We start from the raw sequence: 12,062 nt of genomic DNA, 5'->3' as shown, positions 1-12,062 counted from the left end.
CCCAGGCCCAGCACCGCCGTACCGTTGGTGATCACGCCCACCAGATTGCCTCGGCCTGTAAACCGGAAGGCATTCATGGGGTCAATCACAATCTCTTCGCAAGCGGCCGCTACTCCTGGCGAGTAAGCCAATGCCAAGTCACGCTGATTGGACAACTGCTTGGTCGGTGTCACCGAGATTTTTCCCGGACGCCCATGCTCGTGATATTCCAAAGCAGCCTTGCGCAAGGTTTCTTCCATGATTATCTATGCCGTGAGGAGTAAGAAAGACACATTTTATATATCTTGATTGGCCCTAAAGCATAAACGGAATACTCATTTCAGCCTAAAGATTCTGGCCCGGATGAGGCAGGCGCTCGTCCTCGTCGAACAGTTGCTTGACGCGCATATCCAGGTCGCCTGCCTGCACCGCCAGTTCGGCGGTCTCTGCCCGTTCAGGGGTATAGCGCTCACCGAAAGGCAACTCGGCCTGGGGTTGGACCAATAGCTCATCGAGCACCAGCCACTCTACCCAACCCAAATCACCGCCATGGCCAAGCAGCAAATGAGCCAGATTGACCGTTTGCCCCGCTGCAGGCAGCAAGGCATCAAGCCGATAACGGGCTGGCCAGCGACGCTCTGCGCGACAAGCTTGCGCTTCAGCACTGCCCGCCACCTGAAACAACGAGGCAACAAGCTTTTGCAGCCGCGCGCCCTCAAGGGGCTTTTTATTCTGTGCACCAAAAGGTCCCAGACTAGCCAGCGTGCCATCAGCCAGCAGCACCGAAGCATGCACCAGGCCTGACTGCCCGGTTGCGCCGGTATCCCAGTCGCACAAGCGGCGATCAGCGAGCCAGGCCGCAACGGTGATATGGCAGGGTAGATCGGCAAACTGGCTGAATCCGACCGCTTCCAGTTCGCCCAGCAGACAACCCGGCTGCACGAACCATTTTGTGCTGCCGGCTTCCAGCCTTTGACACATACTCATCTCGCGCCCTGGGTCAACCCACAAAACGTGTTGCTCATCCAGCCGCGAGCAATGTGGCACGCCATCGAGTGCCATCAACACGCCATACTCTGCACAAAGCGCCCTGGCTTTATGCACATCAGAGGCCTGCTTGGGCACCAGGCGCGCGCTGCCTACGGCCTCGTGGGCATCAAATTCGTAGAATTTGCCCTCGATCGCGTTGCGCAGGCGCTGACAAAAGGCCTTCCAAGGACTCTGAGCCGTGCGCCGACCGGTCAGAAATGATCGCCGGGAGGTAGACTGCATGATGCTTCCTTACTGGTTCGTTCCACAACACTCTGGCAGCTCAACGATTACAATCCTGTTTTTGCCTGAGATTTCTGCCTTATGCCCCGCCTCGCCAAGCGTACTGAACATGTGATGCCATTCTACGCTGTGGAATTATTCAAACAGGCCAGTGCGCTTCACGCACAAGGCCACGACATCATCAGCCTGGGAATAGGCGAACCTGATTTTACGGCTCCGCCGCAAATTGTCGAGACCATGCATAGGGCTGCACAAGCTGGCCTGAGCGGCTATACGCCGCCGGCAGGCATTTCTCCGCTGCGGTCCGCCATTGCCGATTACTATCAGCAACAGTTCGGCGCGACCGTCGATCCGTCCCGGGTCATCGTCACATCCGGGGCGTCAGGCGCTCTGCTGATGGCCAGCATGGCTTTGATTAATCCGGGCGATGAAATCCTGATGCCCGACCCGTCCTACCCGGCCAATCAGAACTTCATCACGGGTGCTGGCGGCATACCCCGTCTCATTCCCTGCTCGCCCGAAGAACGCTTTCAACTGAGCGCCGCCACAGTGCGCGAGCACTGGGGGCCAAACACACGCGGTGTGCTGATCGCCTCGCCCAGCAACCCGACTGGCACCACCATCGCCCGCGAGGACCTTAAAGCGTTGATCGCCGAGGTCAAGCGACACGACGGCTTTGTCATCATGGACGAGATCTATCTCGGGCTGTATTACGATGGTGTGCCACAAAGCGCACTGACGCTGGATGACAACCTGGTCATCATCAATAGCTTTTCCAAGTATTTCCACATGACTGGCTGGCGGCTGGGCTGGTTGATTGTCCCGCCTCATATGGTGCAAGCAATCGAAAAACTGGCTGCAAGTCTGGCCATTTGTGCACCTGCGCTGGCTCAGCACGCAGCATTGACTTGCTTCGACCCCGAGGTCATGCAGATTTACGAAAAGCGGCGGCTGTCGTTCAAGCAACGACGCGATTACCTGCTGCCGGAGTTCGAGCGGCTGGATCTGCTGGTGCCTGTGGTACCTGATGGCGCGTTTTATATTTATGCCGATATCCGTGCGCATAGCCAGGACAGCGATGATTTCTCGCACCGCCTGTTATACGAGGCAGGCGTTGCCGCCGTCCCCGGCCGCGACTTCGGCCCGGCACATGCGAGCTATTCAATGCGGTTTTCGTATGCAACGGGGCTGGATAGGCTGCAAGAGGCTGTGGACCGGATTGAACGGTTTCTTGGCTGACTTGATTACTGATCGATCACCTAGGCGGTGAGGCGCCTCGCAAGCAAACTTATCACCGCCCGACAGGAATTCCCGACGCCAGCGCAATACGCCGCCACTCAGCCTTCACCTTGGCGCCATAGCCGCCGTCACTAGGCCCCGTCGCGCCCACATAACACGCCAGGCCACCCTCAATGGATTTTCGGCGCTTGATGCAGTCATACAAAATCTGCGTCCCCACCCGAATATTCGCGATAGGATTTAAGGCTGCAATCGGGCCATCGCTAAACACCTCGAACTTATCCTTGTGCACCTTGGTCATCACCTGCATCAAACCCTGCGCACCCACGTGGCTCTCAGCATAAGGGTTATAGCGCGATTCAATCGCAATCACCGCCAGCACCAACTGAGGATCAAGCGCCTTCTCGCGGGCCACCACAAACACGGTATTGACCAGGGCCCCTGCCACACTGTGGGCTATCTTGAACTTGCGCGCCAAATAGCTGCGCAACGCCTCGGCCTGCGCAGCGGTAATGCCCTCCACATGACGACCCTGCACAGAAAGCTTCAATGCCTTGCTGAAACTTAATTGCGGAGCGGTCGACGACCGGGTAGCCGACTCGGCATGACTTTCGGCCTTCGCGTCTTCGGGCGGTAACTCCCCCCCGTCAAGCAAATCTGCCGCCTTGCCTGACGAGGTGGCCCAGCCATAGCCATCCGCCCCATATGATGCAAACCAGATTTGATTGAGCCTTTGGTCTGGACGCAGGGCAACAAGCAACGCTTCATGAACCTGCCGCGCCTGCTCGCGCAAAGACGGTACAGTTGCTCCGAGCACCACGGTGATCAACACCGCTATACCCAGATAGATGGCGCATACATAAACGAACTCGCTAAGCTGGCGCGCCAGACCCAATATAGAGCGCCCCGCCATGCTATCGGAAGAAATAACCGCCATGCGTCCCTTCCATATAAATAAAGACAGTCGATGTTAACCTTCTACTTCGCCCTAAATGTAACCTGACTGGCCCAATTCCGTGAAATATCGTGACCTGAGAGACTTTATCGCACAACTCGAACGTGCGGGCGAGCTGAAACGCGTGACACTTCCTGTGTCGACCGAGCTCGAAATGACCGAGATCAGCGACCGCGTCCTGCGAGCCGAAGGACCTGCCCTGCTGTTTGAAAAGGCCACCCACAACGGTGCCGAATCATCCATGCAGGTACTGACCAATCTGTTCGGCACGCCCAGGCGCGTCGCCTGGGGCATGGGCGCCGAAGATGTCAGTGCCCTGCGCACAACCGGTGAGCTACTGGCATCGCTACGCGAACCCGAGCCCCCACAAGGTCTGCGCAGCGCCCTGGCCACAGTATCCATGCTCAAGAATGCCTTGTGGGACATGAGCCCCAAGACCGTCAAGAACGCACCCTGCCAGGAAATTGTCCTTGAGGGCGACGACGTCGATCTTAATCAGATTCCCCTGCAGCGCTGCTGGCCCGGCGACGTGGCGCCACTACTGACATGGGGCCTGGTCATCACACGGGGGCCAAATGCCAAACGGCAAAATCTGGGTATTTATCGTCAGCAGTTGATCGGACGAAACAAGCTGATCATGCGCTGGCTCTCTCATCGCGGCGGGGCGCTCGACTTCCGCGACCATGCCCTGGCTCATCCTGGCACGCCTTTCCCTGTAGCGGTTGCTCTGGGTGCCGACCCCGCAACCATACTGGGCGCTGTCACTCCAGTACCTGACAGCCTGTCTGAATATCAGTTTGCAGGCCTGCTGCGCGGTTCCAGAACAGAAGTCACTCAGGCTCTGGGCAGTACCCTGTCGGTACCAGCTTATGCGGAAATCGTACTTGAAGGACATTTGCTGCCCTCCTCCGACCCACGTGCCATCCAGCCTACGCCCCCGGAGGGCGTAGCACCTCCCGCCGATACCAGCTACGAAATGGCGCTGGAAGGCCCTTACGGTGACCACACTGGTTATTACAACGAGCAAGACTGGTTTCCCGTCTTCACGGTCGAGCGCATTACCATGCGCCGCAATCCCATCTACCACAGCACATATACGGGCAAACCGCCTGACGAACCTGCAGTATTGGGTGTGGCCCTGAACGAAGTCTTTGTTCCGCTGCTGAAACGCCAACTGCCTGAAATTGTCGACTTTTACCTGCCGCCAGAAGGCTGCAGCTATCGCCTCGCAGTTGTTTCAATGCGCAAGCAATACGCGGGACACGCCAAGCGCGTCATGTTCGGGCTGTGGAGCATCTTGCGACAATTCATGTACACCAAATTTATCGTCGTAGTGGATGACGATATTGACGTACGTGACTGGAAGGAAGTCGTATGGGCCATGACCACCCGCATGGATCCGGTACGCGATACAGTTTTGGTGGAAAACACGCCTATCGATTACCTGGACTTTGCGTCTCCGGTCTCGGGCCTGGGTGGGAAAATGGGCCTGGATGCCACCAATAAGTGGCCGGGCGAAACCACACGCGAATGGGGTACCCCTATCGTCATGGACCAAAACATCAAGGCCCGTGTGGACGCCATGTGGAATGAACTGGGTTTATAACAGCAGGGTCAATCGGGCTTGCGATTCAGGCTGCGCGCCAATTGCCAGCTGACCAGCAGGCCCGCCCCTATGCGCCACAAACGGCGGCGCTTGCCCACGCCAGATAGCAATGCAGATGCGCCAGATGTCAGCAGAGGATAACGGCGCGTCAGGGATATCAGGCCAAAGATCCAATCAGAGACCGATTTACTTGCGGCACGCGGAAATAAACTGCTGAATACCGAACGAGGCGTCAGATTGCTTCCCAGGTCGCGTACACCACGCACTATGGATTGCCGCTCAAGTGCGGCACGCGCCCTGACCAGTTCGATCTGCAAGGCACGCTCTTTTGCTGTCAAACCCTGTTTCATGGACGATTCCCGCCTTGTTCCGCCTTGGTCACAGCCGTGTTGCCAGATTCGCGCAGGCGCTCGACCAGAGCAAGGTCACGCCGAAGCTCATCGATAGTGGCCGAAAACGGCATGGGCGAGAACAACAACTTGCGCCGTACATACCAAAACAAACCACCACCCACTATGGCATAGAACAAGGCTAGCCCCCCCAAAGCCAGGTAGCGGTGTTCGGTGGGCCAGAAGAACAACGCCAATGTCAGGGAAAACACGAGCACGGCAAGAGTCAGGAACAGCAAGGCCCCGAACGCCATGCCCAGAATAACGAGCAGTTGCGACTTTTGTTCCGTCGCCTCGAGCGAAAAAAGCTCAAGGCGAGTGCGTACAATGGAAAGCAGAGTGCCTGCCAGGTCGCCTACCGACTGTCGTAGCGCCATAGTTCGCCCTTGACTTTGCTTAAACGATGATGAACCGGATCAACGACGGCAGATCAGGGCACCGATCAATACGCCCGCCAGACCCGCCATGCCTATGGCCTGCCATGGGTTGTCGTGCACATAGTCGTCGGTGACACGCGCCGCCTTGCGCCCACGTTCAAACAAGGCATCTTGCGTCTCGTACAAGGCTTCGCGTGTTCTTTTTAAAGAACGCATTGCGCTTTCACGCAACTCGGTAGCCCTGTCGCCAGTGGCGTCCGCAGCCTCCCGTAACAGTTTTTCAGCATCGTCCAGGCTTTCCTTGACGCTTTCGATAAATTCTTCTTCACTGGCTTGCACACTTTTCTTCGTTGCCATAATCAGCTCCTTCAAGAGTTAAGAAAAGATACCACTACGTATGCCGAGAGCATACTTTTATTGAGCGCTACTTGATTTTGGTGACCTCAACCACGGACGAGACTCCGTTTTGCTTGCTGTCCTGGCGCATCACCATGTTCAGGTCAGGGCAAAACCAATCGGTGACCGATGCGGTCATGGCCGGAATCGGCAGAACCAGACCATTGAACGACGCCTGCGTTGCTTCGATGCGCCGCGTGTAATTGATTGGCCAGCACGACTGCTGCCCAGCAGCGGTTTGCATGGTTTGACGCTCACCGACCGTCTTGACACCCGTATGCACGACGATGGGTTGCGTCTGTATTTTTTTCTTGTCCAGATTGATCTGGAAATTCAATTCAGGAAAAGTCTGGCCGCTACGGCTTATGGGCTCGCCATAGGCGAACAGGCCCAGCATGCGCAAATCAAATCTGCCGTCGGCCGCCACACGCGTACCATTGGCACCCGGACGTTCGAAACTGGCCTGGCCGTTTCTGACTGTCATCCAGTAATCGAGCGTGGACTTGCCGGGCGGCAAGCCTGCCAACCCATACGTAGCCGTACCTTGTACCCTGGCGTCGCAGTGATCGTCGCCCTGTTTGCTCACTTCGGAAAAAGCCAGGTCGGCACCTAGTTGCAGCCCGCCCGAGCCGGTCAGTTGCACTTGGCCGCCATTGTGCATGAAAGGTGCCTGACACAGCCCGGCGCTGGCCGGACTGGCCGTCAGGCCTATCAGCAATGCCGCCACACTCGAACACCAGAATGTACGCATACTTATCGCCTGTTTAACCATCGATATTTCATACTACCTTATTTGCCTCGCCGACTTTACACATTTCACGAATAAACGTTAGTAAACATGAATGCGACGGATGACAGGCGCTCAAGGGAAATTAGATATCTTTCTGACGGGTCCCAAAGATACGGTCACCCGCATCGCCCAGACCAGGAATAATATAGCCATCTTCGTTCAGGTGACTATCGACCGACGCCGTGTAAATATGCACATCGGGGTGACGACTTTCAACCGCCTTGATCCCCTCGGGGGCCGCTACCAGGACCAGGGCCCGGATATCGCGACAGCCTGCTTTTTTTAGCAAATCGATTGTAGCTACCATGGAACCACCGGTAGCCAGCATGGGATCGACAATGAGAGCCAGGCGCTGGTCCAGCTGTCCGACCAGCCGCTCGAGGTAAGTTTGAGCCTGCAGGGTTTCCTCATTGCGAGCAATACCGACCGCGCTGACCTTGGCGCCCGGGATCAGGCTGAGCACGCCGTCGAGCATGCCTATGCCGGCACGCAATATAGGCACAACAGTCACTTTTTTACCGGCCAGCTTTTCTACATGCAAAGGCCCTGCCCAGCCTTCTATAAGAGTGGGTTCCAGCGGCAACTCTTTGGTGGCTTCATATGTGAGCAGCGCGGCAACTTCTTGAGACATTTCGCGAAAATTCTTGGTGCTCAGATCGGCCCTGCGCATCAAGCCCAGCTTGTGGCGAATCAGGGGGTGGCGAATTTCATGTATGGGCATGGTGTTCCTTGGTTCCAAATCGAGGCCAGGCGCAGCTTAGCGGGCTGCCAGCCAATTGACCAGTGCGTCGTCAAAGCTGCGTACGGCAGCAGACCGTTCGCCATTGGCTATGCTAACGAGAATATAGCGCTTTCCGCTGGCCCCCAGCACATAGCCCGCCAAAGCCCGACTCTCGCGCAGCGTACCCGTTTTAAGATGGGCCATACCCTCGGCATCGCCGTTGCGCAGCCGGCGTTTGACCGTGCCATCCACGCCTGAAATAGCCAGCGAAGACACAAATTCAGGCATCAGAGGCGATCGCCAGGCGGTATCCAGCATATCGGCAAGGCCGGCGGCGGTCAGGCGGCCATCACGCGACAGGCCTGCACCGTTGTCGATAACCCAGCCTCGTGTATCTACTTGTTGGTCGCGGAGGACCGCCAGGGCAGCACGGGCGCCGGTACTGGGCGTGGCGCCAGGTCCGAGCTTGTTGGCACCCAGAGTCAACAGCAGCGTGCGGGCCATGACGTTATTGCTTTGCTTGTTGATCTGGCGGATGGTGTCGCCTAAGGTTTCGGAATCGTGCCAAACCACAAGACTGACGCCCGAGGGGACTTTGCCGACACGCAGGCCCTTGGCCAGCGTACCCCCCAGTTCCCGCCAGAGCATCTGAAACAGGGCTGAAAAATAGTCCGGCTGGGACTGAGCCAGACGATAAACGCTGAACTCGCCACATGAACCAGCTGCTGTGCCACTTACATGCACGATGATATCCTTGCCTGTCGATGCGACCCGGGTGCCCACTGAAGGCGATCCCGGACAGCTGACATTACTCCATTTGACCTCGCCCTCGATACGCACACCATGTACGGGTGGATCGACAATAGGTATCCATCTGCGTGCCTGCTGATCGGGCTGAAAGACCAGCCGCACAGCGCCCAGCCCCACCATCATCGCGTCCGGGCTAGCGTTATAAGGGCGATCTGCCGCACCGTCGAACTCACCTGGGTCGGTTGCCACGGCACCGAAAATGGATCGATCAACAATCACCTCGCCCAGATTCTTGATACCGCGCAACCGCAATTGACGCAACAGGCCCCAAAGCTCCTCGACAGTCATGAAAGGGTCGCCGCCAGCCTTCAAGTACAGCGGGCCCGACAGCGTGCCCAGCTCGTCAACCCTTCCGCCGCCACGTGCATAAAAAGCCGTACGCCAGCGGTAGTCTGGTCCGAGGCCTGACAAAGCACTCCATGTGGTGACCATCTTCATGACCGAAGCCGGATTGCGCGGTTCGCTGGCATTGATGGACATCAGCGCCGGACCACCGACCTCTTGTACATGCAGGGCCAGCGAGCTGCTTGGCAGCCTTGTGGCGTTCCAGGCCTGCTGCAGTTCGGGCGGCAGGTTCTGCGCTTGAGCCGAGGCAGTACACCAGATCGACAGTACGCATGCTGCAGCACGAACGAACCATCGCCGTTTACCATGGTCGGAGTCTGACCGGGATTGCAGCAACATCATGGACGAATCCTTGGGTGCAAAAAAACATCAGCATAACCAAACTAAGCCCTTGCGGGGGCTGTGCAGTCTATTTTTTACGATGTAAAACAGGACTGACAGGGCCATCATTTACCAGAGGCTCAAGCAGGAATGCGCCGCAACAGCTTAAAATACCGGCACAAAATGATTCCAGGCGCCTCCGCAACAGCAAAGGCTGCCCCTCAAAGACCCTACACGTGAACCCTGATCTTGAGCTTTCTCAGTTCGACTACGAACTGCCCCAGGAACTTATCGCCCAGTCTCCCGCCGCCCAGCGGACGGAGAGCCGTCTGCTGCACCTGGACAGCCGGGCGGAACTGCATGACCGGCAGTTTGCCGATTTGCCCCAGTTGCTGAAACCCAATGACTTGCTGGTTTTCAACAATACCCGTGTCATCAAGGCTCGCCTGCGCGGACAAAAGGAAAGCGGCGGCAAAGTCGAAGTGCTGATCGAACGCATTATCGGTGCAAACACAGCGCTGGCACATGTGAAGGCCAGCAAATCACCGAAGCCAGGCAGCAAATTGTTGATGGCCGATACGTTTTCCGTCAGCGTCAGAGGACGCCAGGGAGAGCTTTTTGAACTGGAGTTTCCGGAACGCGTACTTGACCTGCTCGACAAGTACGGCGCCACACCGTTGCCGCCGTATATCGAGCACGCTGCCGACCAGGACGACGACGAGCGCTACCAGACCGTCTATGCCACAGAACCAGGTGCGGTAGCCGCCCCAACTGCGGGCCTGCATTTTGACCAAGCCATGCTGGCCCAACTGAGCGCCATGGGCATAGCCCAGGCTTTCGTTACCCTGCACGTAGGTGCAGGTACCTTCCAGCCAGTGCGCACACAAAAACTCAGCGAGCACATCATGCATGCCGAGCGCTATTCAGTCCCACCCGAAACCGTGGCACAGATCATGGCCACTCGAGCAGCAGGCGGGCGTGTCGTAGCTGTGGGCACCACCAGCGTACGCGCCCTGGAATCCGCAGCACCCCACGTACAGCATGGCGGCGTCATTGAAGGCGATACCCGCCTGTTCATCACACCTGGCTATCGCTACCAATGGGTCGACGCCCTGCTGACCAACTTCCACCTGCCCCAGTCCACTCTGCTCATGCTGGTTTCGGCGCTGGCAGGCATAGAACCCATACGACGCGCCTATGCGCATGCTGTTCAATCCAGGTATCGCTTTTTCAGCTATGGCGATGCCATGTTCATAGAGTCCGCTACACAACCATGACAACAACTGGTTTGCAATTCAAGCTGCTGGCCACCGACGGCGCAGCACGCCGCGGTCAAATCACGCTCAACCATGGCGTGGTCCAGACCCCCATCTTCATGCCGGTAGGTACTTATGGCAGTGTCAAGGCCATGCTACCCCACGAGCTCGACGAAATCGGCGCCCAGATCGTGTTGGGCAACACCTTTCATTTGTGGTTGCGTCCGGGCACGGAAGTCATGCAGAAGCACAATGGCCTGCACGGCTTCATGCAATGGAACAAGCCCATACTGACCGACTCCGGAGGCTTTCAGGTATTCAGTCTGAAAGGCCTGCGCAAGATCACCGAAGAGGGAGTCAAGTTTGCCTCCCCCATAGACGGCGCCCGATTATTCCTGACTCCCGAAGAGTCCATGCGCATTCAGCATGCGCTGAATTCAGACATCGCCATGGTCTTCGACGAATGCACGCCCTATGCGATAGACGGCCGCCCAGCCACGGTCGACGAAGCTGCCCGCTCGATGCGCATGTCATTGCGCTGGGCCAAGCGCTCGCGTGACGCCTTCCACGCCCTAGGTAATCCCAACGCCTTGTTTGGAATCGTCCAGGGCGGCATGTACGAAGCACTGCGCGACGAGTCGCTGGCAGGCCTGACCGATATCGGCTTTGAAGGATACGCCATAGGCGGCCTGTCGGTGGGTGAGCCCAAAGAAGACATGATGCGCATACTGGCTCACGTGGCGCCCCGCCTGCCCGAGCAGGCACCACGCTACCTGATGGGCGTCGGTACGCCTGAAGACCTCGTTGAAGGCGTCAGCCGTGGCGTTGACATGTTCGATTGCGTCATGCCTACCCGCAATGCACGCAATGGCTGGCTGTTTACCCGTTATGGTGACATCAAGATACGCAATGCACGCTATCGCGACGACATCCGTCCTCTGGACTCAAGCTGCCACTGCCACACGTGCCGCCATTTTTCCCGTGCCTACCTGCACCACCTGCAAAAGTCCAACGAAATTACCGGTTCACGTCTGAATACCCTGCATAATCTGCACTTCTACCTGGCCATCATGCAGGAAATGCGCACAGCCATAGAAGCAGGCAGTTTCCAGCAATGGCGGGAAAATTTTGCTCGTGACCGGGCCCGCGGTATCGAATAATCAAGATATCGCTACAATACAGAGTTAACCAAAATATATTTCAGGAGCCGACCCGATGGTTGCAATTGATACTTTGACACTGATTACCGCTCAGGCAGCCGCCGGCGGCGAGAACGCCTTGATGGGCATGCTGCCTATCATCCTGATGTTTGTCATCTTGTATTTCCTGATGATTCGTCCCCAGATGAAACGTCAGAAAGAGCATCGCAACATGGTGTCTGCGCTTGCCAAGGGCGACGAAGTCATCACGACCGGCGGCCTGTTGGGCAAAGTCACCAAAGTCAGCGATAGCTACATCACAGTCGAAATCAGCATGGTGGGCGACAAACCGATAGAAACGGTCGTACAACGCAATGCCGTCACATCGGTCCTGCCCAAGGGAACCATCAAGGCTCTCTGAACCTAGTGCATACCCTGGAACGCTTCCAGGGTTTCTTCCGCTTTAG

At 57.2% G+C, this 12,062-nt stretch carries 13 protein-coding genes and 1 pseudogene; 5 read left to right on the top strand and 9 right to left on the bottom strand.

Translation table 11 applies throughout. The features are described from left to right. Positions 1-239: pseudogene (locus ERD84_RS15860) on the bottom strand (NADP-dependent malic enzyme); the annotation flags it as partial. 85 nt (positions 240-324) lie between these two features. Next, positions 325-1,251, bottom strand: coding sequence for a hypothetical protein (locus tag ERD84_RS15855; RefSeq protein WP_130040645.1), 927 nt, complete (start codon positions 1,249-1,251; stop codon positions 325-327). Between the two features lie 81 nt (positions 1,252-1,332). Between ERD84_RS15855 and ERD84_RS15850 the strand changes: the two genes are divergently transcribed. After that, positions 1,333-2,490, top strand: a complete 1,158-nt coding sequence (locus ERD84_RS15850) for a pyridoxal phosphate-dependent aminotransferase (RefSeq protein ID WP_130040644.1) — start codon at positions 1,333-1,335, stop codon at positions 2,488-2,490. A 52-nt stretch (positions 2,491-2,542) separates the two neighbouring features. Here the strand turns inward: ERD84_RS15850 and ERD84_RS15845 are convergent, their stop codons facing one another. Then, positions 2,543-3,427 (bottom strand): lytic transglycosylase domain-containing protein, encoded by an 885-nt coding sequence (locus tag ERD84_RS15845; protein WP_130040643.1) that lies wholly within the window; start codon positions 3,425-3,427, stop codon positions 2,543-2,545. A 79-nt stretch (positions 3,428-3,506) separates the two neighbouring features. Here ERD84_RS15845 and ERD84_RS15840 point away from each other — a divergent pair, with 79 nt between their 5' ends. After that, entirely contained in the window at positions 3,507-5,051 is a 1,545-nt protein-coding gene (locus tag ERD84_RS15840; RefSeq protein ID WP_130040642.1) for a UbiD family decarboxylase, read from the top strand. An 8-nt stretch (positions 5,052-5,059) separates the two neighbouring features. Here ERD84_RS15840 and ERD84_RS15835 read toward each other — a convergent pair whose 3' ends face one another. From ERD84_RS15835 to dacB, 6 genes are all read right to left on the bottom strand, one after another. Continuing rightward, complete coding sequence (locus tag ERD84_RS15835; protein ID WP_130040641.1) at positions 5,060-5,401, bottom strand: hypothetical protein; 342 nt, start codon at positions 5,399-5,401, stop codon at positions 5,060-5,062. Beyond that, on the bottom strand, positions 5,398-5,817 hold the full coding sequence (locus ERD84_RS15830) for a phage holin family protein (RefSeq protein ID WP_130040640.1): 420 nt from the start codon (positions 5,815-5,817) through the stop codon (positions 5,398-5,400). The genes ERD84_RS15835 and ERD84_RS15830 overlap by 4 nt, the downstream gene beginning before the upstream one ends. 39 nt (positions 5,818-5,856) lie before the next feature. Continuing rightward, on the bottom strand, positions 5,857-6,174 hold the full coding sequence (locus ERD84_RS15825; RefSeq protein WP_130040639.1) for an ElaB/YgaM/YqjD family protein: 318 nt from the start codon (positions 6,172-6,174) through the stop codon (positions 5,857-5,859). A 67-nt stretch (positions 6,175-6,241) separates the two neighbouring features. After that, positions 6,242-6,964, bottom strand: coding sequence for a hypothetical protein (locus ERD84_RS15820; RefSeq protein ID WP_130040638.1), 723 nt, complete (start codon positions 6,962-6,964; stop codon positions 6,242-6,244). 121 nt (positions 6,965-7,085) lie between these two features. Further along, positions 7,086-7,724: a uracil phosphoribosyltransferase gene (upp, locus tag ERD84_RS15815; protein WP_130040637.1), complete on the bottom strand. Its 639-nt coding sequence runs from the start codon at positions 7,722-7,724 to the stop codon at positions 7,086-7,088. A gap of 36 nt (positions 7,725-7,760) precedes the next feature. After that, complete coding sequence (gene dacB, locus ERD84_RS15810) at positions 7,761-9,221, bottom strand: D-alanyl-D-alanine carboxypeptidase/D-alanyl-D-alanine endopeptidase (RefSeq protein WP_130040636.1); 1,461 nt, start codon at positions 9,219-9,221, stop codon at positions 7,761-7,763. Positions 9,222-9,436: 215 nt separating this feature from the next. Here dacB and queA point away from each other — a divergent pair, with 215 nt between their 5' ends. From queA to yajC, 3 genes are read left to right on the top strand one after another with little or no spacing between them, the layout of a single operon-like run. Then, the gene (gene queA / locus ERD84_RS15805; protein ID WP_130040635.1) at positions 9,437-10,477 is read left to right on the top strand and encodes a tRNA preQ1(34) S-adenosylmethionine ribosyltransferase-isomerase QueA; all 1,041 of its coding nucleotides are present in this window, start codon (positions 9,437-9,439) and stop codon (positions 10,475-10,477) included. Then, a complete protein-coding gene (gene tgt, locus ERD84_RS15800) occupies positions 10,474-11,616 on the top strand; it encodes a tRNA guanosine(34) transglycosylase Tgt (RefSeq protein ID WP_130040634.1) in 1,143 nt (380 codons plus the stop codon). Before queA ends, tgt begins: the two co-directional genes overlap by 4 nt. 55 nt (positions 11,617-11,671) lie before the next feature. Further along, positions 11,672-12,016 (top strand): preprotein translocase subunit YajC, encoded by a 345-nt coding sequence (gene yajC / locus ERD84_RS15795; RefSeq protein WP_130040633.1) that lies wholly within the window; start codon positions 11,672-11,674, stop codon positions 12,014-12,016. The last annotated feature ends 46 nt before the right edge of the window (positions 12,017-12,062 follow it).

It is taken from the genome of Pollutimonas harenae (assembly GCF_004153685.1).
Lineage (GTDB): Bacteria > Pseudomonadota > Gammaproteobacteria > Burkholderiales > Burkholderiaceae_B > Pusillimonas_C > Pusillimonas_C harenae.
This window is presented reverse-complemented; position numbering and strand designations above follow the sequence as displayed.

What these genes read in the sequence shown, in the direction of transcription:
- ERD84_RS15820 (WP_130040638.1), bottom strand. Translation starts at nt 6,964, where the DNA reads ATGCGTACATTCTGGTGTTCGAGTGTGGCGGCATTGCTGATAGGCCTG.
- tgt (WP_130040634.1), top strand. Translation starts at nt 10,474, where the DNA reads ATGACAACAACTGGTTTGCAATTCAAGCTGCTGGCCACCGACGGCGCA.
- ERD84_RS15855 (WP_130040645.1), bottom strand. Translation starts at nt 1,251, where the DNA reads ATGCAGTCTACCTCCCGGCGATCATTTCTGACCGGTCGGCGCACGGCT.
- ERD84_RS15835 (WP_130040641.1), bottom strand. Translation starts at nt 5,401, where the DNA reads ATGAAACAGGGTTTGACAGCAAAAGAGCGTGCCTTGCAGATCGAACTG.
- ERD84_RS15850 (WP_130040644.1), top strand. Translation starts at nt 1,333, where the DNA reads ATGCCCCGCCTCGCCAAGCGTACTGAACATGTGATGCCATTCTACGCT.
- ERD84_RS15830 (WP_130040640.1), bottom strand. Translation starts at nt 5,817, where the DNA reads ATGGCGCTACGACAGTCGGTAGGCGACCTGGCAGGCACTCTGCTTTCC.
- yajC (WP_130040633.1), top strand. Translation starts at nt 11,672, where the DNA reads ATGGTTGCAATTGATACTTTGACACTGATTACCGCTCAGGCAGCCGCC.
- dacB (WP_130040636.1), bottom strand. Translation starts at nt 9,221, where the DNA reads ATGATGTTGCTGCAATCCCGGTCAGACTCCGACCATGGTAAACGGCGA.
- upp (WP_130040637.1), bottom strand. Translation starts at nt 7,724, where the DNA reads ATGCCCATACATGAAATTCGCCACCCCCTGATTCGCCACAAGCTGGGC.
- ERD84_RS15845 (WP_130040643.1), bottom strand. Translation starts at nt 3,427, where the DNA reads ATGGCGGTTATTTCTTCCGATAGCATGGCGGGGCGCTCTATATTGGGT.
- ERD84_RS15825 (WP_130040639.1), bottom strand. Translation starts at nt 6,174, where the DNA reads ATGGCAACGAAGAAAAGTGTGCAAGCCAGTGAAGAAGAATTTATCGAA.